Below are 20661 nucleotides of genomic sequence, written 5' to 3' on the forward strand. Positions count from 1 at the left end.
GTCCCTGACCGCTGGTCAGCAGCCGATACGGGAGGTGCCGACGGCCACGTCGTCGTACCAGAGGGTGTCGTCGCCCTCGCCGTAGCTCTCCCAGCCCAGCCGCAGATCGGCCGGGGCGGGCCGCCACCCGCCCCGGTTCAGCCACTGCTGGTCGACGTCCTGGGTCGGGGTGCCGTCGACCACCAGGCCGGTGACGAGCCCGCCGTTCACCCAGGTGTCCAGGCGGCCCGCGGTGCGGTCGAGGCGGAACTCCAGACACGTCCAGGTGTTGACGGGCAGGGGGGTGCTGAGCGCGACGCCCGCCGGGCTCTGGGCGGGGAGGGTGGCGTCGTCCGACTCGCGGTTCCACTGGAGCGCCTTGTTCTGGCCGCCCATGCGCAGGTCCTTGCCGTTGTCGTTGGCGTCGCGCAGGGCGGCGAACGTGACGTGCTGGGCGGGCAGCGCGGTGGTGTGGCGGACCCAGAAGCGGGCGTAGAGGTCGCCGCCGGACGGCAGGCCGGACAGCGAGGTGCCGGCGAAGGCGTGGTTGCAGTACCCCGCCTTGCCGGTGATCCGCACCGACTTGGCGCCGCCGTGCGCCATCGTGGTGTCCACGGTGGCGGTGCCGGTGCCCGAGCAGTTGGCGACGGCCGTGGTCCAGCGGCCCGCGGGGGTGGTCCCGGTCTGGGACTCGAAGTCCTCGCAGAAGCCGTTGGCGGCACAGGCCGCCGGTTGCGCCGAGGCCCGTGGCGCGGCCGGGGCGGTCAGCGCCACCGCCGCGGCCACCGCGGCGACGGCCAGGGCGCGGTGTGGTGTGGGGGTCATGGGAGATCCTTCGGCTGGTCAGAGGACCGGGAGCGCCCGGAAGCCTGGGAGCGCTCCCATGCATTGCCCGCACTGTAGCCCGTACATGACAAGTCTGGAAGGCGGACGTCCGCGCCAACGGCCCACCGGTCGCTTCACCCAGTCGGTTACGAAAAGGTTCCCCGGTCACCGAAAAGTGCGTTCTTCCATGTCAGAGGGCACTCTCTTATGGTTTCCGAGTAACCACCAGAGAGCGCGGGCTCTTGGATTCCATGACAGCGAGCCCGTGGGCTCCCATGACGAGAAGGCAGGCAGTATGGCCATCACCCTGGTAAACCCCAGCGGATTGCCGGAGATCGACGCGTACCGACAGGTGTCGATCGCGACCGGGTCGAGGCTGATCCACATCGCCGGGCAGGTGGCCTGGGACGCCGACGGGGTCACGGTCGGCGAAGGCGATCTCGCCGCTCAGGTCGAGCGGTGCTACCTCAACGTCGCCACCGCTCTGGCCGAGGTCGGTGGCTCCTTCGACGACGTGGCGAAGCTGACCGCCTACGTCGTCGACTGGACCCCCGACAAGATGCCCCAGTTCCTGGAGGGGGTCGCGCGGGCGGCCGCGAAGCTGGGGGCCACCCCGGTCCCGCCGGCCACGCTGCTGGGCGTCGCGGCACTCGACGTGCCCGAGCATCTGGTCGAGATCGAAGCCACCGCGGTCCTCGACTGAGCCTGGCCGCGCGGTGGCCCCATCTCCACGGGGCCAACCGCGCGACCCAAGGCGAGTCACTCTCCTATAGTTCCCGAGTCACCGCAAGAGATCACGGATACGGGGAGCCGACTCGGTTCATGTGAGCCGGTCGTTCAGGAACGCCAGCAGTACATCGGCCACCTCGTCCGGCACCTCCTCGGCGAGGTCGTGTCCGGCCTCGAAGACATGGCCGGTGACGTCATGGGCGAGGAGCCGCATCTGGGCCTCGTTCCGGTCGCCGATGAACGCGTCGCCACCGAGCGCCAGCACCGGGATGTCCAGCTTCGTCCGCGCCGCCTCCCGGTTCTGTTCGGCGTCGACGAGCATCGCCCGGTAGATCGCCAGCATCGAGCGGATACCGCCGGGCATGGAGTAGCAGCGCACATACTCCTCGATCGCGTCCGCGGTGGCGGTGTCGGGGTAGCTGCGCTCGTCCTTCAGCATGTACGTGATGAGCTCGCGCTCATGCCCGGCGATCAGCATCTCGGGTACGTCCGGCTGGAAGTAGAAGCCCAGATGCCACAGGAACATCCCGCCCGAGACGTTCTCGTGGGTCAGGGCGGTGTGGTCCTCGAAGCCGAACCCGGGCAGCAATGCCTCGGCGAACACCAGGGCCTCGACGTGATCGCGGTGCCGGGCGGCGAGCTGGTAGCCGACCACCGCTCCCCAGTCCTCCCCCATCACGGTGTAGGTCTCGTGTCCGAGGTGGGCCATCAGCGCGGCGATGTCATCGCTCATCGTCGCGCAGTCGAATCCCTCCGCGGGACGGGCGGAGTCGCCCAGACCACGGAGGTCCGGCACGACGACGGTGTGCCGTGCCGAAAGCTTCGGGACCAGGTGCCGCCAGTGATAGCCGGTCTTGGGCACGCCGTGCAGCAGTACCACCACCGGGCCGGAACCGGCCGTGCGGTAATGCAGCTTCGTTCCGTTGACGGCGGCGCGGCCGGTGCGGACAGGCGCTCCACGATGGTCGGAAATCATTGCTTCTCCATGATCGATCTCAGGGTTTCGAGACTGAGTAGTCTCGAATGAACGCAGGCATGAGCCGCTGGCGACCACAGCGCGCTCGCGCGGCCGCGGATCGCCGCCGTCAGTCGGCGGCGGCCGCCGGTGGGGTCAGCATCGCCATGACGGCGTCGACGGAGGTGGTGATGCGGTCGCGCTGGTCCGCGCCCGCGCACGACAGCACCTTCAGACCACTGTTGAGCGAGGCCAGCATGGTGGCCGCCGATCGCGGATCGACGCCGGGAGCCAGCTCGCCCTCCGCGCGGGCCCTCAGCAGCGCGCCGTAGAGCGCGGTCTCGAGGCGGCTTCGGTTGCCCTCGAGGCGCCGTGCGATCTCGGGGTCGGAATCGCCGTGCTCCACCGTGGCGTTGACCGCGAAACAGCCCTGGGGTGTGCCCGGTTTCGGGGCCGCCGCGCTGGTCTCCAGAAGATCCCGGACGGCATCCAGGGCCGAGGTGCGCGACGCCAGGATGTCGGCCGGACTCGGCCCCGCGGCACCGGAGAGGAAGCGGTCGAGCGCGGCCAGGTACAGCCCGCGCTTGGACCCGAAGGTCCCGTACAGACTCGCCCGCGCGATGCCCAGCTCGTCCACCAGGTCGCTGGTGGACGTCCCCTCGTAGCCATTGCGCCAGAACAGCCGCATCGCGGCGTCCAGCGCGGCCTCCGGATCGAATTCCTTCCTCCGTGCCATACCGGCACGCTAACTCTTTTGAGATCGATCAGTCAATTACACAGGGGGCGCTGCCCGGGGGCAGCGCCCCCATCACCGCCTCGCCCGGCGGGCACTCCTCTGACGGACGCGCGGACGCATCGCCTTGCGGGCGTCGATGGCCACCACCTCGAAGGTGTCCACGGTGCGGTTCACCCGGCCGAAGAGGTTGTCCGGACCCGCGATGCAGACCTTGGTGATGCCGTGCTCCCGCATCGTGTCCACCATGTCCGGCCAGCGGATCGGGTGGTCGAAGGTGTCGAGCAGCATGGTGCGCACACCGTCCGCGTCGGTCAGCAGCGCGCCGTTCTGGTCGGCGACGACCGGGAGCTTGGGGTCGGCCACCTCGAAGGTGCCGAGGACCTCCTCCTCCGCCTTGCGGCGCAGGGCGGCGAACGCCGGGGCGTGCACGGGCGGCCACATCGTGTACATGTTGTATCCGCCGAGCTCGCCGATCCGCTTCTTGAACCGGTCGAGCATGGGCTCGCGCAGGGACACGAGGTAGAAGCCCTGGTCGATGTAGCCGGAGACGTCGTGCCACTCCCCCTCGGCGTCCAGTTCGGCCAGCGCCTCCCGGAGCCGCTCCTCGGGGGTGTGGATCACGCAGTGGGTGACCGCCTCACGGTGCTCCTGCCGGAAGTACTCCTCCTCGCAGCGCGCCAGTTCGGCGGTGAGCCGCACGGTCTCCTCGAACGGCAGGGAGCCCGCGTAGGTCACCGCGGCCCGCTGGCCGAAGCTCGGTCCGGCGCACAGCTCGGGCCGCTCTCCCAGCGTCTCCTCCGCCCAGTCGGCGAGGGAGAGACAGACGGTCAGGAAGGCGATCTGAGTGTGCTCGGCGTACTGCGCCTCCTCATCGGCGTCCGACTGGCGGTACCGGTCGAACACGGAGTACCCCACCACCTCGTCGGCGATCGCGAGCCGGCGCCGGGCATGGGGGTTGGTCAGCAGGAACTCGCCCACGTCGGTGAAGCGGAAGGGCCCCATCCCGGGGAAGACCATCGCCGTACGGCTGGTCTCCGGATCGGATGTCCGCGGCTCCGTGGCCTGTGGCTCGGTGGTCTGTGGGTCAGTCATGCCTTCGCTCCCGGCGCCAGGTCGAGAGCCAGCTGCTCGAGCTGTCGTTTGTCGGGCTTGCCGTTGCGGTTCAGGGGGAATCGCTCCAGGACGTGAATGCGGTTGGGGTGCTCGAAGTCGGGCAGCAGGGAGGTGATCGGCTCCCGCCAGTGCCGCGGCTCCCGCTGCTGCTCGTCCTCCACGAAGAAGAAGAGCTGGCAGCCGCGCTGTTCGTCGGGGACGGGGACCACCTTGACGAGGCAGCCGCCCGCGGCCAGCTTGTGCTCGATGATCTCGGGGTAGAGCGTGTGGCCGTTGCGGTGCACCGCGGACTTCCTGCCGAGGACGAAGAGGTTGTCCCCGCCGTCCAGATAGCCGAAGTCGCCGGTGGGGTACCAGTCGGTCTTGGCCGGGTCGACGGGGGCCACCGTGCCGTCCTCCGCCAGATAGCCCTCCATCAGGTCGGGCGAGTGGACCTGGATCTCCCCGACCTCGCCGGAGGGGAGCACGGCGCCCTCGTCGTCGACGATCCGCAGCTTCAGGCCCTCGACGGCCCGCCCGCAGGCGACCACGTTGTCCTCGGTCGCGAAGGCCACGTTCCCGGCCTCGGTGCTGCCGTAGCTGTCCAGCAGGGGCAGTCCGAACCGCTTGACGTAGTCGGCGACCAGGCCGGGGTCCAGCGGGGCGGCCCCGCTGCAGAACATCCGGACGCCGGACAGCTCGTCCGCCAGGGCGGGCTTGCGGCCGATCATGTTGAGCATGCTGCGGTAGCTGGCCGGGGTGGCGTCGACCACCGTGGCCCCGCACGCGCCCGCCATGGTCATCGCCCGGTCCAGCCGCCGGTAGGGCGCGATGACCAGCGAGCACTTGACCAGCCAGGCGATGAGCACCATGGACAGCCCGTACTGGTGGGAGAACGGCAGCAACGGCAGCAGGACGTCATCGGGGCGGTGGCCCACCTGCTCGGCGTTGCGCTCCAGGTTCTTCAGGAACTTCGCCCCGGTCTTGACGACGCCCTTGGGCTCCCCGGTGGACCCGGAGGACCACATGATCAGGCCGTCGGGCAGCGCGCACCAGGTGTCGAGGGACAGCCGCCGCTCGGCGGGGGTCTGCTCCATGGACGCCACGAGCAGCTCGTAGATGGTGACCCGGGTCGGGCCGCTCTCGGGCATCGGGGTGTCGTCGTCGACCACGCAGATCTTGACGCCGGCCCGGTCGCAGATGCGCTGTGTCGCCTCCGCCCGCTCCTGGTGGTCGACCATGACGATCGACGCGCCGGTGTGCATCAGGGCGAGGAGGGCCCCGACGTAGCCGGCGGAATTGCCCGCCTTCAGCATGACCCGGGTGCCGTCGCTGACGCCGCGCTCGCGGAGCGCTTCGGCGATGGCCAGGGCCCGCTGTTCGAACTCGGGAAGCGAATGCACCGCTTCCGTCGCAAAGACCTTCGCGGTCATCGGGTTTCACTGAGCCTTTCTTCTTCTTGAAGCCTCTTGGGGTGAGAGCCACCCGCGACGCCGGCGCTCTTCTGTCCGTGGCCCTGGACCGCGAGTCCCCCCGGAGGTCTCCGGGGGGACTCGCACTTCGTCAGGAGTCGAGATCCTCGAGCATCATGTCGATCAGGTCGTCGTCGTCCATCGCGTCGATGGAGTCCGTCTCCTTCTCCTCGGTGTCCGCCTCGGCCTGGTCCTTGCCGCTCGCCAGCTCGGTCAGCGTGTCCAGCAGGCCGGCGCGGCGCAGCCGCTCCAGCGGAATCGACGTCAGAAGGGCACGGATCCTGGCCTCTTCCGGATCGACGTCCGGCTCGGCCGGACTGTCCGTCGCCACCCGGCCGCGCAGATACTCGGCGAGGGCCGCGGGCGTGGGATTGTCGAAGATCAGCGTGGAGGGGAGGCGGAGCCCGGTGGCCGAGTTCAGCCGGTTACGGAACTCCACACCCGCCAGTGAGTCGAAGCCGAGGTTCTGGAAGGACCGGTCGGGCTCGATGGAGTGGGCGCCGCTGTGCCCCAGCACCACCGCCGCGCTGCCGCGCACCAGATCGAGCAGCGCACGGTCGAGTTCGGCGCCGGACAGCCCGGCCAGCTGCACCTTGGCCGATTCGGGAGCGGCCGCCTTCCCGTCGGCCGCCGCCTTGCTGCGTACCCGGACCACACCCCGCAGCAGAGTGGGGATGTCGGTCTGGCCGCTGAGCGCCGAGGTCTCCAGCCGCATCGGCACGAGCAGGGCGTCCTCGCTCGTGCCGCCGGCGTCCAGCAGACGCATACCGCCCGCCATGGACAGGGCCGCCATGCCCTCGCGCGCCATGCGCACCATGTCCGCCTGGCTGAGGGTGCCGGTCATGCCGCCGGCCTGCTCCCACGGCCCCCAGGCCAGCGATACGGCGGGGAGGCCGAGGGCGCGCCGGTGGGCGGCGAGCGCGTCCAGGAAGGAGTTGGCCGCGGCGTAGTTGCCCTGTCCCGGGCTGCCGAACACACCGGCGACGGACGAGAACATCACGAACTCCGCCAGGTCCAGCTCCCGGGTCAGCTCATGGAGGTTCCACGCCGCGTTGACCTTGGGCTCGAAGACCGCGTCGATCCGCTTCGGCGACAGGGTGTCGATGACACCGTCGTCGAGTACGCCCGCCGCGTGCACGACCGCGGTCAGCGGGTGGTCGGCGGGTACGCCGGCCAGCACCCGCTCCAGCGAGGCGCGGTCGGCCACGTCGCAGGCCGCCAGCGTCACCGACGCGCCCGCCTCGGTCAGTTCGGCCTTGAGGTCGGCGGCGCCCTCCGCGTCCGGCCCGCGCCGGGAGACCAGGACCAGGTTGCGCACTCCGCGCTGGGCCACCAGGTGGCGCGCCACCTCGCTGCCCAGGCCGCCGGTGCCACCGGTGACCAGCACCGAACCCTCGGGGTTCAGGGCGTGGGGCATGGTGAACACGTTCTTGCCGATGTGCCGGGCCTGGCTGATGTACCGCACCGCGTCCGGGGCCCGGCGCACGTCCCACGCGGTCACCGGGAGGGGGTGCAGCGCGCCGCGGTCGAAGAGCTCGACCAGCTCGACCAGCATCCGCTGGACCCAGTCGTAGTCGGCCACGACCAGGTCGTACGCGGTGTACTTCACCCCGGGGTGGTCCTGGGCGACGACCTCGGGGTCGCGCACGTCGATCTTGCCCATCTCCAGGAACCGCCCGCCCCTGGGCATCAGCCGCAGGGAGGCGTCGACGAACTCGCGGGCGAGCGAGTCCAGCACCATGTCCACGCCCCGGCCTTCGGTGGCCTCCAGGAAGCGCCGCTCGAACTCCAGGTCCCGGGAGGAGGCGATGTGCTTCTCGTCGAATCCCATCGCCCGCAGGGTGTCCCACTTGCCGGGGCTGGCCGTGGCGTACACCTCGGCGCCGAGGTGGCGTGCGAGCTGCACGGCCGCCATGCCCACACCGCCGGTGGCGGTGTGCACCAGGATGGACTCGCCCGCCTGGAGCTTGCCGAGTTCCACCAGGCCGATGTAGGCGGTCAGGAAGACCACCGGCACCGACGCGCCCTGCGCGAACGTCCAGCCGCGCGGCATGCGGACGATCTGCCGCCGGTCGGCGACCGCGATGGGCCCGAACGATGCGTTGATCATGCCCATGACCCGGTCACCGGGGGCCAGATCGGTCACGCCCGGGCCGACCTCCAGGACCACACCGGCGCCCTCGCCGCCCATGGTGGCGTGGTCGTCGGGGTACATGCCGATGGCGATCAGCGCGTCACGGAAGTTCAGACCCGCGGCGCGCACCGCGATCCGCACGTACCCGGGGGCCAGCGGCGCCTCCGCCGCCGGGTCGGGCAGCAGCGAGAGGTTGTCCAGGGTGCCGCCGCCGGTGGTGCCGAGCTTCCACGCCGAGGTGCCGGCGGGGGCCTCGAGGACCCGCCCGGCGGCGTTCCTGGCGAGCCGGGGGACCAGCCCCTGGCCCGCGCGGATCGCCACCTCGCGCTCGCCCGCCGCGATCGCGGCCGTCACCACACCGGCGGCCGCGGTGGCCGACTCGGCGTGGCGGTCGATGTCCACCAGCTGGATCCGGCCCGGGTTCTCCGTGGCCGCCGAGCGCAGCAGTCCCCAGACGGCGGCGTTGGACAGCCCGGCGACGCCCTCGCCCGGGCCCGTCGCGACCGCGTCGCTGGTGACCACTACCAGCCGGGCCCCGTCGAACCGGTCCTCCGCGAGCCAGGACTGCACCAGGGCCAGCGCCCGGTGGGTCGCCTCGCGGGCGGCGTCGGCGAGATTGTCGACGTCCGGTCCGGCGCCGCACCAGGCCCAGACCACGTCCGGCACCGCGGCACCCTCGTCGACGGCGGCGACGAGCGCCTCCACCCCGGCGTACTCGGTGTGCTCGACGGCGGAGGCGGTGAGCAGCTCGGCCACCCGCGTCCGGTCGGCGCCGATCACCGCCGTGGACGCGCCGTCCACGGTGTGGTTGCCACCGCGCGCGGCGGCGAACACGTCCCAGTTGGCCCGGAACAGCGTTCCGTCGCCACCGGTGCCGCGCGGCCCCGAGGCGAACCGCTCGGCCGCCACCTCGCGCACCACCAGCGACTCCACCGAGGCGACGGGAGCGCCCGTGGCGTCGGTCACCAGCAGCGCGACCGTGTCCTTGCCCTGCGGGCGCAGCCGCACCCGCACCCGTCCGGCGCCCACCGCGTGCAGGGTCACTCCGGTGAAGGAGAACGGCAGCGTCACGCGCCCGCTCTCGCCGCCGAAGTCGCCCATCTCCATGGCATGCAGAGCGGCGTCGAGCAGGGCGGGGTGCAGACCGAACCGTCCGGCCTCCTGGGCGGCCGAGTCCGGCAGCGCCACCTCGGCGTAGACGTCGCCGTCCAGCCGCCAGACCGACTCCAGCCCCTGGAAGACCGGACCATATCCGTAACCGACCTCAGCGAGGCCCTCGTAGAAGCCCTCCATCGGCACCTGCTCGGCGCCCGGGACGGGCCACTGCAGCAGGCTGTCGGTGACCGCGGCGCCGCTGTCGGCCTCGAGGACGCCCTGGGCGTGCCGCACCCACTCCTCTCCCGGCTCGTCGCTGTCGGAGCGCGAGTACACGCCCAGCGGCCGTACGCCGGACTCGTCGGCGGGGCCGACCACGAGCTGGATGCGGACGCCGCCCTGCTCCGGCAGGAGGAGCGGGGTCTCGAGGGTGAGTTCGCCGAGCCGTCCCGCCCCGGTCTCGGTGCCGGCGAGCAGGCCCAGCTCCACGAATCCGGTGCCGGGGAAGAGCACTCCGCCGGCCACGGCGTGGTCGGCGAGCCACGGGTGGGTCTGCAGTGACAGGCGCCCGGTCAGCACCGTGCGGTCGCCCTCGGCCAGTTCGGTGAGGCCGCCGAGCAGTGGGTGGTCCACCCTGCCGAGGCCGACGCTGCGGGCGTCGCCGGTCATGGCGCCGCCCGACTCCAGCCAGTACCGCTTGTGCTGGAAGGCGTAGGTCGGCAGGGCGACGCGGCGTGCGCCGCGCCCGGAGTACACCGCGTCCCAGTCCACGCCGACGCCGTTGGCGTACAGGGTGGCGACCGCCTCCGCCAGCGTCTGGGCTTCGGCGCGCGCGGCGCGGGCCAGGGGGACGAACGCCGCGTCGGCGCCGACGGCGTCCAGGCAGTCCTGGCCCATCGCGGTCAGCACGGCGTCGGGGCCGAGCTCCACGCACGTCGTCACGCCCTGGTCGGCGAGGCGGCGCATGCCGTCGTCGAAGCGGACCGCCTCGCGCACATGGCGGACCCAGTACTCCGGGGTGGCCAGTTCGGCGCCCGCGACATCGCCGGTGACGTTGGAGATGACCGGGATCGCCGGGGCCGAGTAGTCCAGGCAGGCGGCGATCTGGCCGAACTCCTCCAGCATGGCGTCCATCCGGGGGGAGTGGAACGCGTGGCTGACCCGCAGCCGCTTGGTCTTGCGGCCCTGGGCCTCCCAGTGGCCGGCGAGTTCGAGCACCGCGTCCTCGTCGCCGGAGAGCACCACCGAGGTGGGGCCGTTGAGCGCCGCCAGCGACACCTGGTCCTCGCGGCCCTTCAGGCTCTCGGCCACCTCCTCCTCCGACGCCTGGACGGCCACCATGGCGCCGCCCTCGGGCAGTTCCTGCATCAGCCGCCCGCGGGCCGCCACCAGGGCGCAGGCGTCCTCCAGGGACAGCACCCCGGCGACGTGTGCCGCCGCGATCTCGCCCACCGAGTGGCCCATCAGGAAGTCGGGGCGCACGCCCCAGGACTCCACCAGGCGGAACAGGGCCACCTCGAAGGCGAACAGCCCGGCCTGGGTGAACATCGTCTGGTTCAGCTCGTCACCGGCCGCGGCCGCGTCGCCGTCCTCGGGGCCGAAGACGACGTCGAGCACGGAGGTTCCGAGGCGCACCTCGAGGTAGTCGCACGCCTCGTCGAACACGTCGGCGAACAGCGGGTAGGTCTCGTAGAGCTCCCGGCCCATGCCCAGCCGCTGGGCGCCCTGGCCGGTGAACAGGAACGCCACCCGCTGGGCCGTGGACCTGCCCAGCACCAGGCCCGGCGCGTCGGTCTCCTCGGCGAGCGCCGCGAGGCCGCGCAGCAGCCCCTCACGGTCGGACGCCACCACCACGCCCCGGTGTTCGAGTGCGGCACGTGTCACGGCGGACGACCATCCGATGTCGACCGGCCGCGCGTCGGGGTGGCGCACCACATGCTCGCGCAGCCGGGCGGCCTGCGCCCGCAGCGCCTCCTCGCTCCTGGCGGACACCAGCCACGAAACCGGCTGGGAGGCCGTCTCCTCGATGTCGGCGTCGTCCGCCGCGGGGGCGTGCTCCTCCGGCGGTGCCTGCTCGATGATGGCGTGCGCGTTGGTGCCGCTCATGCCGAACGAGGAGATACCGGCGCGGCGTGGCCGCCCGGTCTCCGGCCAGGGGCGCTGCTCGGCGAGCAGCGCCACGCCGCCCGACGACCAGTCCACATGCGGGGTCGGCACCTCGACGTGCAGCGTCTTGGGCAGGATGCCGTGGCGCATGGCCATCACCATCTTGATGACGGCACCCACACCGGCCGCCGCCTGGGTGTGGCCGATGTTCGACTTGAGGGACCCCAGCCATACCGGCTGCCCCTCCGGGCGGCTCTCGCCGTAGGTGGCGATCAGCGCCTGCGCCTCGATGGGGTCGCCGAGCGAGGTTCCGGTGCCGTGCGCCTCGATCACGTCGATCTGGTCCGCGGTCAGCTCGGCGTTGGCCAGCGCCTGCCGGATGACGCGCTGCTGGGAGCGCCCGTTGGGGGCGGTCAGACCGTTGCTGGCGCCGTCCTGGTTGACGGCGGAGCCGCGCACGATCGCCAGCACCTCGTGGCCGTTGCGCCGGGCGTCCGAGAGCCGCTCCACCAGCAGGACGCCGACGCCCTCGGCCCACGAGGTGCCGTCGGCCTCGGCTCCGAACGCCTTGCAGCGCCCGTTGGAGGAGAGTCCGCGCTGGCGGCTGAAGAGGATGAAGTCACCCGGGGTGGGCATCGTGGCGACACCGGTGGCCAGCGCGAGGTCGCATTCGCCCTGGCGCAGCGAATGCGCCGCCTGGTGCAGGGAGACCAGCGACGAGGAGCACGCGGTGTCCACGGTCCACGCCGGGCCTTCGAAGCCGAAGGTGTAGGAGATGCGCCCGGAGGCGACGCTGCCCGCGATGCCGGTCAGCGCATAGCCTTCGAGGCCGCTCTTGGTGCTCTGCAGATGGGGCCCGTAGTCGTGGTGCTCGGCGCCGGTGAAGACGGCGGTCCTGCTCCCCCTCAGCTTGGTCACATCGATGCCGGCCCGCTCGAAGACCTCCCAGCTGGTCTCCAGCAGCAGCCGCTGCTGCGGGTCCATGGCCAGCGCCTCACGCGGCGATATGCCGAAGAACTCCGCGTCGAACTCGGGGGCGTCGTGGATGAATCCGCCCTCGGTCGCGTAGCTGGTGCCGGGCCGGTCCGGGTCGGGGCTGTAGAGCGCCTCCAGGTCCCAGCCCCGGTCGGTGGGGAACGGGGTGATGGCGTCCACGCCCTCGACGACGACCTTCCACAGGTCCTCGGGGCTGTTGACGCCGCCGGGGAAGCGGCAGCTCATCCCGACGATCGCGATGGGGTCGTCCGAGCCCATGACGGCACGCGCGGGAGCGGTGTCGTCCGTGGTCACGGGGAAGATCTGCCGGTGGAGGTGGTCCACGAGCTGGCTGGGCGTCGGATACTCGTAGGCGAGTGACACTTCGAGAGTGAGGCCGGTGGCGGCGACCAGCCCTCGGTGCAGGTTGACCGCCGCGAGTGAGTCAAGTCCCAGGTCGAGAAAGGAGCTCTCCGCGTCGAGCGTGCGCGGTGACTCCGATCGCAGCGCCGCGGCGACGTGCGCGCGCACCAGGTCGAACAGGACCCTGCGCTGCTCGTGATCCGGCAGTTCTTGGAAGTCCGGTGCGAGTGAAGGAAGTTCGCCTGGGCTCTCGCCGCAATCCGGCCCAGCCTGGATTCCGGACTCGCCTGAGTCGCTGGACCCGCGCAACATGCTGCTCACCTAACTCCTGCTTCGTGGAAGATCTTGCGTCAAAGCTGTGTGCCGCGCTGAGTGCGGCTTCGGGGTGGGCGCCCGCCCGCCATTCATCGGTGTCGGGCGGGCGCCTGGCCGTTAAAGGTTGGCCACCCAGTTCTCGACGGCCTGGGCGGTGGTCTCCGCGTGCTTCTCCATCATGGTGAAGTGATCTCCGGGCACGTCGATGGCGGAGTCGGCGGGCCAGTCCGCCTGCCAGCTCTGCGCCTCCGCGTCCGGAGCCGCCGCCAGCCCCGGCTCCGTCGCACGAATCTGGAGGCTGGGAACCGAGATCTGCGGCGGCTTCCACTCCTCGAGCAGATGCACGTACCAGCCCATGGCGGACATCCTGACGCCCTCCATGGAGACGAGTTCCTCCCGCTCGTACATCTCGTTCGTCCAGGCGTCCTCGAACTGGCCGAGCTTCGTGGTGTACGGAAGGTAGGTGTCCATCAGGACGACTCCCGCGGCCGGTGTGCCCTGGCCCTCCATGGCGGCGGCCACCGAGTGGGCGAACATTCCCCCGGCCGAGGAGCCGCACAGGACGACCGGGTCGCCTTGGGCGTACTCGGCAACGACCCGCGCCTGCAAGCGGAACAGCGCGTCCAGGGTGGCCGGAAGGCTCTCACCCGGGACGGACCCCACGGTGCCGAGGGCCGCCACGTCCCGGTTGCCGCGGAACGGCGCGGCGAACCGCGCGTACTGGTGGACGCCGCCCAGGGCGACGTGGGAGGAGAGACACACCAGCCGGGGACGCCCAGGGCCCCGGGAGAGCCGCGCGGGCCTGATGTTCCCCTCGAAGTCGGCGGGGTCCTCGAAGGTCGGACGGAGCCTTGCCGCGTTCACCAGCAGATCCATACCGATCTTGGCCTTGCCCTGCTGCACCGCCTGCCGGTAGAGAGAGCCGAGGGTGTCGGGCGCGTCCGCCTGCGGCGCCGCGGGAGCGGGCTCGGTCACGGGCGCGGGTGCGGCGACCGGAGCGGCCGGGGCGGTCCGCTCCTGGACCTGGCGGCCGACGGGACCGGACGCGACCTCGGCCGCGAGCCGGGGCCTGAGATGGGCCACCATCTCGCCCGGGCTCGGGTAGTCGAAGACGACCGTGGTGTTCAGCCGGAGGCCGGTAAGGGCAGCGAGCTGGTTACGGAATTCGACCGCGGTTAGGGAGTTGAAGCCCATCTCCATGAACTCGTGGCTGGTGTCGATGTCATTGGGTGATGCGAACCCGAGCACCGCGGCGGCGACGGTACGCACCAGTTCGAGAAGCACCTCGTCCGTCTCGGCCTCCGACAGCCCGGCCAGCCGCTGCCGCAGCTGGGTGGGCTGGCCCGCCTCGGACTCCGCCGCCCGAGCCGCACGGCGGACGGGGGCATCCGGGACGACGGAACGGAACACGGCGGGCATCGCGGCGCCCTGGGCGCGCAGCACACCGATGTCCAGCCGGGCGGGAACCACCACGGCCGTGTCGGAGACGACGCCCGCGTCGAAGAGCTCCAGGCCCTCCTCGGAGGAGAGCGGCACCAGACCGGTGCGCGCCGCATCGTTCCATGCCGTGTCCAGCCGCTGGACCTCGTAGAGATCGCTCAGGAACCGGCTGGGCCGGACCGCGGTGAACGAAGGCGCGAACCGCTCCCAGTCCACGTCCACGACCGTCACCACACCGTCGCCGCCCGCTACCGCGCGTTCCATACCGGCGATCGCCGGCTCCGGCGCCATCCGGGGCAACCCACGTCGCGCCAGCTGCTCCCCGGAGACGTTCCCTGCCGCCATGCCGCTCTCGGCCCAGGGGCCCCAGACCACGGACGTGCCGGCGAGACCCCGTCCACGACGCTCCTCCACCAGCGCGTCCAGATAGGCGTTGGCCGCGCCGTAGGCGGCCTGGCCGCCGCTGCCCCACAGACCGGAGACCGACGAGAAGACCACGAACGCGTCAAGCTCCCGGTCGCCCAGCAGCTCGTCCAGGTTCTTGGCGCCCGCCACCTTGCCCGATACCAGGGCGGCGGCATCGGCCAACCCGGTCTCCACCAGTGGCACCACCCCGGTGGCCCCCGCCACGTGCACGACCGCAGTCAGTGGATGCTCCTGCTCCACCGCGTCCAGCACCGCGGCCAGCTGCTCACGGTCGGCCACATCGCAGGCCGCCACCGTCACCCGGGCCCCCAGCGCCTCCAGCTCATCGCGCAGTTCGGACGCGCCCGGCGCGTCAGGACCACGACGGCTGGTCAGCAGCAGATGTTCGGCACCGCTACGCGCCAGCCAGCGGGCCGTATGAGCACCCAGCCCGCCCGTGCCACCGGTCACCAGCACGGTGCCCCGCGCCCGCCACGTCGCCTTACCGGTGGTCGCGGCCGACCGCACCAGACGGCGTACGAAGACACCGGAACCACGCACCGCGACCTGGTCCTCGCCGCCCTCGACGGACAGCACACCGGCCAGCCGCGCCGCACCGCGCTCATCCAGCGACTCGGGCAGATCGACCACACCGCCCCACAGCGGCGGCAGCTCCAGCGCGGCCACCCGGCCCAACGCCGACACCATCGCCTGCACCGGGTTGGTGAGCCGCTCCGAACCGCCCACCGAGACGGCCCCTCGCGTACCGCTCCACAGCCGAGCCGGAATCTTCGCCTCGACCATGGCCCGCACCAGCGCCAGGCTCAGCGCGTAGCCGCCCGGCAAGGCCGGGTGCCCCGGGCAGGGCTCCTCGTCCAGGGCCAGCAGCGACAGGACACCGCCCAGTTCGGGCGCCTGCTCGGCGACCTCGCGCAGCCGCTCCGCCAGCACGTTCGCGTCCAGGTCCCGCTCGTCCACCACGACCGAGACCACATCCGCACCATGCCGCTCGAGCCCGGCGACAACGCCCGAGACCAGCTCGTCCCCCGCCCGGGACGCCGGAACCACCACCGGCCAGGTCCCTGACAGCGAGCCCCCGGCCACGTCCGGGACCGGCTTCCACGACACCTGGTAACGCCAGTTGTCGATCTCCTCCTGCTGTGTCACGCCGCTGTCCTGGGCCCACCGGCCCCACGCCAGCGAGACACCCGGCAGTCCTCGAGCGCGACGCCATGACGCGAGGCCGTCCAGGAACACATTCGCCGCGGCGTAGTTGCTCTGCCCGGCCGCGCCGAGCAGACCCGCGGTCGATGAGAACAGCACGAACGCCGACAGGTCCATGCCCTCGGTCAGCTCATGCAGGTTCCAGGCCGCGTCCACCTTCGCCCGCAGCACCGCGCTCGCCCGCTCGTGTGTCAGCGATGCGAACAGCCCGTCGTCGAGCACCTCGTCCGCATGCACTACGGCGCTCAACGCGAACTCCTCGGGCAGCCCTGCCAATACCGCGGCAAGCGCTTCACGGTCCGCGGCGTCACAAGCCGTGACCACCACCTCGGCGTCCGCGGCCTCCAAATCGGCCCGCAACTCGACCGCGCCGTCCGTCTCCGCACCACGGCGGGACAGCAGCACCAGCTTCCTGACACCGTGCCGGGCCACCAGATGCCGGGCCACCAAACCGCCCAGAGCTCCCGTGCCCTCCGTCACCAGCACGGCGCCGGAACCGAACACCTCCAGCTCGGGAGCGTTGCCCGCGGGCAGCGAGCGGGCCAGACGTGGCACGCGGACCTCGCCCGAACGCACCACCACCTGCTCCTCACGAGCGGTTACCACGCCCGCGAGCAGTTTCACCGCACGCTCGACATCATCCGTGTCGACCAGCACCACCCGTCCCGGGTGCTCCGACTGCGCCGACCGCACCAAACCCCATGCGGCCGCGGCCGCCAGGTCCCGCACACCGTCGCCAGTGTCGACGGCACCCTGTGTCAGCACCACCAGCGGGGTGCCCGCGAACCGGTCGTCCGCCACCCATGACTGAACGGTCTCCAGCACCTCACCGACCCGTGTGTGGACCTCGTCCACCACAGCGGGGCCGTTCGAAGCCACCGGCAGTACCACCATTCCGGGCATGCTCGTGCCCGCCGCCACGGTGTCACTCAGCGCCGCGGGGTCCGGGTACACATCGGCGGGGTAGGTGCCCGCCGCCTCCAGAGCGGCGCCCACGCCAAGGCAGTCGTCGACCAGCACCGCCCACCAGCCGGGTGCCACGCCCTCGGCGGGCTTCGCCGCGCCCGCGGTCCACTCCATGCGCAACAACGCGTCACCGGCCGTCCGGCCCACGTTCTGCAACGTGGCGGCCTGCATGGGCCGGAAGAGGAGGGAATCGACGGAAGCCACCGGGCGGCCGGAGGTGTCGGCCATGGCCAGCGACACGGCCTGCCGTCCGTCCGGGATGATCCGGACGCGAAGCGCTTGGGCACCGACTGCTTCCAGGGAGAATCCCCGCCACGAGAACGGCATCAGCCTGCCCGCGCTCGGCGCGTCGTCGCCGCCGCGCAACGCGTTGTTCGCGCCGATCGCCTGGACGGCCGCGTCGAACAGGGCCGGGTGCAGACCGAAGTACTTCGCGATGCCGCGCTCACCCTCAGGCAGCTCGACATCGGCGAACACCGCGTCGCCGCGCTTCCAGGCGCGCTGCAACCCCCGGTACGCGGGGCCGTAGTGCAGCCCGTGCTCCTCGGCGTGCTCGTAGCCGCCCGAGATATCGACAGGCTTGGCCCCGGAGGGCGGCCACTTCGCGAAGTCGAAGGAGGCCGCGGGACCGGGCGGCGTGAGCACGCCGTGAGCGTGCCGCACCCACGGCTCCTCGAGGTCGGCCTTGTCGTCGGCCGGCTCCATCCGTGAGTACACGCTCACCTCGCGATGGCCCGAGGCGTCGGCCTCCCCCACCTCGACCTGGATTTGCAGCCCTCCGCGCTCAGGCACCGCCAAGGGTGCCAGCAGCACCAGCTCATCGACCCGGCCGCAGCCGACCTGGTCCCCCGCTTGCGCGGCCATCTCCGCGAAGGCCGTCCCGGGCACGAGCGGCACCCCTTGCACCGCATGGTCGGCGAGCCAGGCGTGCGTGGCCATCGACAGCCGCCCGCTGAGCAACACTCCGCCGCCGCCCGCAAGCGAGACCGCGGCGCCCAGCAGGGGATGAAACACCGGCCCGAGGCCCACCGATCCCACGTCGCCGACGGCCGCCACCGAGTTCAGCCAGTAGCGCTGACGCTGGAAGGCGTAGGTCGGCAAGTCGACCCGGCGGGCACCACGGCCCTCGTACACCGTCCGCCAGTCGACGCCGACGCCACTGACGTGCAGTTCGGCGGCGGAGGTCAGGAACCGCTCCACGCCGCCCTCGTCCCGCCGCAGCGTGCCCACGACCACCGCCCGCTTCTCAGCGGCCTCCACCGTCTGCTGAACGGGAAGCGTGAGGACGGGGTGCGGGCTCACCTCGGCGAAGACCGTGTGACCGTCATCCAGCAACGTGCGCGTCGTGGTCTCCAGCTCGACGGTCTGCCGCAGGTTCCGGTACCAGTACTCCGCGCCCAGGCCGGCGGTGTCGACCTGCTCACCGGAGACCGTGGAGTAGAACGGCACCTCCGACGCGCGCGGCTCGATACCCGCCAGGACCTCCAGCAGTTCCTCGCGGATCGCCTCCACGTGCGCGGAGTGCGAGGCGTAGTCCACCGGAACCCGGCGAACACGGACCTCCTCGCCCTCCAGCTGGGCCACCATCTCATCCAGCGCCCCCGGGTCGCCGGACACCACGACCGAACCGGGGCTGTTGACCGCCGCGACCGAGATCGCACCGTCCCACGCGGCGATACGCTCCTTGACCTGCTCGACCGGCAGCCCGACCGACACCATGCCACCACGGCCCGCAAGACTCGCCGCAATCGCCTGCGACCGCAGGGTCACCACCTTCGCCGCGTCCTCCAGCGAGAGCGCACCGGCCACACAGGCCGCGGCGATCTCACCCTGGCTGTGCCCCATCACCGCGTCCGGCACCACACCCACCGAACGCCACAGCCTCGCCAGCGACACCATCACCGCGAACAACACCGGCTGAACGACATCCACCCGGTCGAAACCAGGAGCACCCTCGGCACCGCGCAGTACCTCGCTCAGCGACCAGTCCACGTACGCCGACAGAGCCGTCTCACACTCGGCCATCGCCTCGGCGAACACCGGCGAGCTCTCGAGCAGGCCCACCGCCATCCCCGCCCACTGCGCCCCCTGCCCCGGGAACACGAAGACGGTCCTGGGTCGCTTCACCGTCTGTCCCTTGACCACGCCCGGAGCGATCTCGCCCTGAGCCACGGCCTGGAGACCGCGCAGGAGGCTGTCGCGGTCCTCGCCGATCACCACAGCACGGTGTTCGAGCGCCGACCGGGACACTGCCAGGGAGTAGCCGACGTCCGCCACCGACGCGAGCGCGAGATCGTCGTCCTGGGATGCGTCCTGGGCCGTCAGACTCGCGTGCAGCCGCTCGGCCTGTGCCCGCAGCGCGGCCTCGCCCTTGCCGGAGACCAGCCATGGCACAGCGGAGGAGGCGACCGGGGCGGGGGTTTCACCCCCGGGGCCGGCCTGCGAATCGGCCGGCCCCGGCTCCTCGGCTTCGGGGGCCTGCTCGATGATGGTGTGCGCGTTGGTTCCACCGATCCCGAAGGCCGAGATCCCCGCCCGGCGGGGCCGGCCTGTCTCCGGCCAGGGCCGAGCCTCGGTGAGCAGCTTCACGCCCCCCGCCGACCAGTCCACATGGGGTGTCGGCTCGTCCACGTGGAGTGTCTTCGGCAGGATGCCGTGCCGCATGGCCATCACCATCTTGATGACCCCGGCCACACCCGCCGTCCACTGCGTATGGCCGATGTTGGACTTGAGGGCGCCCAGCCACAGCGGCTGGTCCTCCGGCCGCTCCTGGCCGTAGGACGCGATCAGCGCCTGCGCCTCGATCGGGTCACCCAGTGACGTGCCCGTGCCGTGCGCCTCGACCGCGTCTACCTGGTCCGGGGTGAGTCCCGCGCTATCGAGCGCCTGGCGGATCACCCTGCGCTGCGAGGGGCCGTTGGGAGCCGTCAGACCATTGCTGGTGCCGTCCTGGTTGATCGCCGAACCTCGGACCACGGCCAGCACCGGGTGGCCGTTGCGACGGGCGTCCGACAGCCGCTCCACGAACAGCACGCCGACGCCCTCGGACCAGTTGGTGCCGTCGGCGGCCGCCGCGAAGGGTTTGCAGCGGCCGTCGGTCGCGAGTCCTCGTTGGCGGCTGAACTCGGTGAACCCTCCCGGGAGGGCCATCACGGCGACGCCCCCGGCCAGGGCGAAGTCACACTCGCCCTGGCGCAGCGCCTGCACGGCCATGTGCAGGGCGACCAGAGACGATGAACACGCTGTGTCCACCGTCACCGCGGGGCCTTCGAGGCCGAGCACGTAGGAGATCCGGCCGGAGGTGACGGCAGGGTGTTGCCCTGTGAGCAGATGGCCTTCGACCTCTTCGGCCTCCATCGCCCCGGCCGCGCCGTACCCCGTGTTGGCACCGCCTATGAACACGCCGCCCGCAGCGCCCTTGACAGACAGCGGATCGATGCCCGCCCGCTCCACGACCTCCCAGGACGTCTCCAGCAGCAGCCGCTGCTGGGGGTCCATGGCCAGCGCCTCACGCGGGGAGATCCCGAAGAACACGGGGTCGAAGAGCGCGGCGTCGTACAGGAACCCGCCCTCGTTCACATAGCTGGTCCCCTGGCTGTCCGGGTCGGGATTGAACAGCTCCTCGGGCCAGCCTCGGTCCTTCGGGAACGGTGAGAGCACGTCGGCCCCGTCGGCGACGATGCGCCACAGCTCCTCCGGCGAGGTGACCCCACCAGGAAAACGGCAGCTCATCGCCACGATCGCGATCGGCTCCCGCTGCTTCGCCTCCACATCCCGAAGGCGCTGACGGGTGCGGTGCAGATCAGTCGTCACCCTGTTGAGGTAGTCGCGGAGCTTTGCATCACTCATT

Annotated in this window: 7 protein-coding genes and 1 pseudogene; 1 reads left to right on the forward strand and 7 read right to left on the reverse strand. The window is 71.5% G+C overall.

Translation table 11 applies throughout. The features are described from left to right. Positions 1-15 precede the first annotated feature (15 nt). Positions 16-804, reverse strand: coding sequence for a hydrolase (locus tag ACZ6TD_RS04985; RefSeq protein WP_471351065.1), 789 nt, complete (start codon positions 802-804; stop codon positions 16-18). 295 nt (positions 805-1099) lie between these two features. On the opposite strand from ACZ6TD_RS04985, the gene ACZ6TD_RS04990 reads away from it, so the two are divergent. Then, positions 1100-1507, forward strand: coding sequence for a RidA family protein (locus ACZ6TD_RS04990; protein ID WP_471351068.1), 408 nt, complete (start codon positions 1100-1102; stop codon positions 1505-1507). Positions 1508-1624: 117 nt separating this feature from the next. Here the strand turns inward: ACZ6TD_RS04990 and ACZ6TD_RS04995 are convergent, their stop codons facing one another. The 6 genes and pseudogenes from ACZ6TD_RS04995 to ACZ6TD_RS05020 all read right to left on the reverse strand — a co-directional run. Beyond that, entirely contained in the window at positions 1625-2509 is an 885-nt protein-coding gene (locus tag ACZ6TD_RS04995) for an alpha/beta fold hydrolase (RefSeq protein WP_471351070.1), read from the reverse strand. 109 nt (positions 2510-2618) lie between these two features. Beyond that, positions 2619-3224: a TetR/AcrR family transcriptional regulator gene (locus ACZ6TD_RS05000; RefSeq protein WP_471351074.1), complete on the reverse strand. Its 606-nt coding sequence runs from the start codon at positions 3222-3224 to the stop codon at positions 2619-2621. Positions 3225-3296: 72 nt separating this feature from the next. Further along, positions 3297-4316, reverse strand: coding sequence for an ACP S-malonyltransferase (locus ACZ6TD_RS05005; RefSeq protein WP_471351077.1), 1020 nt, complete (start codon positions 4314-4316; stop codon positions 3297-3299). Beyond that, a complete protein-coding gene (locus ACZ6TD_RS05010; RefSeq protein ID WP_471351079.1) occupies positions 4313-5749 on the reverse strand; it encodes a class I adenylate-forming enzyme family protein in 1437 nt (478 codons plus the stop codon). The genes ACZ6TD_RS05005 and ACZ6TD_RS05010 overlap by 4 nt, the downstream gene beginning before the upstream one ends. A 130-nt stretch (positions 5750-5879) precedes the next feature. Beyond that, positions 5880-12782, reverse strand: a complete 6903-nt coding sequence (locus ACZ6TD_RS05015) for an SDR family NAD(P)-dependent oxidoreductase (protein ID WP_471351082.1) — start codon at positions 12780-12782, stop codon at positions 5880-5882. A gap of 186 nt (positions 12783-12968) precedes the next feature. Next, positions 12969-20660: pseudogene (locus tag ACZ6TD_RS05020) on the reverse strand (SDR family NAD(P)-dependent oxidoreductase); the annotation flags it as partial. Position 20661: the final 1 nt, after the last annotated feature.

The sequence above is a fragment of the Streptomyces yongxingensis genome, from assembly GCF_055597465.1.

Excerpts from the sequence above, each read along its gene's own strand:
- ACZ6TD_RS05010 (WP_471351079.1), bottom strand. The coding sequence starts at position 5,749 with ATGACCGCGAAGGTCTTTGCGACGGAAGCGGTGCATTCGCTTCCCGAG.
- ACZ6TD_RS05000 (WP_471351074.1), bottom strand. The coding sequence starts at position 3,224 with ATGGCACGGAGGAAGGAATTCGATCCGGAGGCCGCGCTGGACGCCGCG.
- ACZ6TD_RS05005 (WP_471351077.1), bottom strand. The coding sequence starts at position 4,316 with ATGACTGACCCACAGACCACCGAGCCACAGGCCACGGAGCCGCGGACA.
- ACZ6TD_RS04990 (WP_471351068.1), top strand. The coding sequence starts at position 1,100 with ATGGCCATCACCCTGGTAAACCCCAGCGGATTGCCGGAGATCGACGCG.
- ACZ6TD_RS04995 (WP_471351070.1), bottom strand. The coding sequence starts at position 2,509 with ATGATTTCCGACCATCGTGGAGCGCCTGTCCGCACCGGCCGCGCCGCC.
- ACZ6TD_RS04985 (WP_471351065.1), bottom strand. The coding sequence starts at position 804 with ATGACCCCCACACCACACCGCGCCCTGGCCGTCGCCGCGGTGGCCGCG.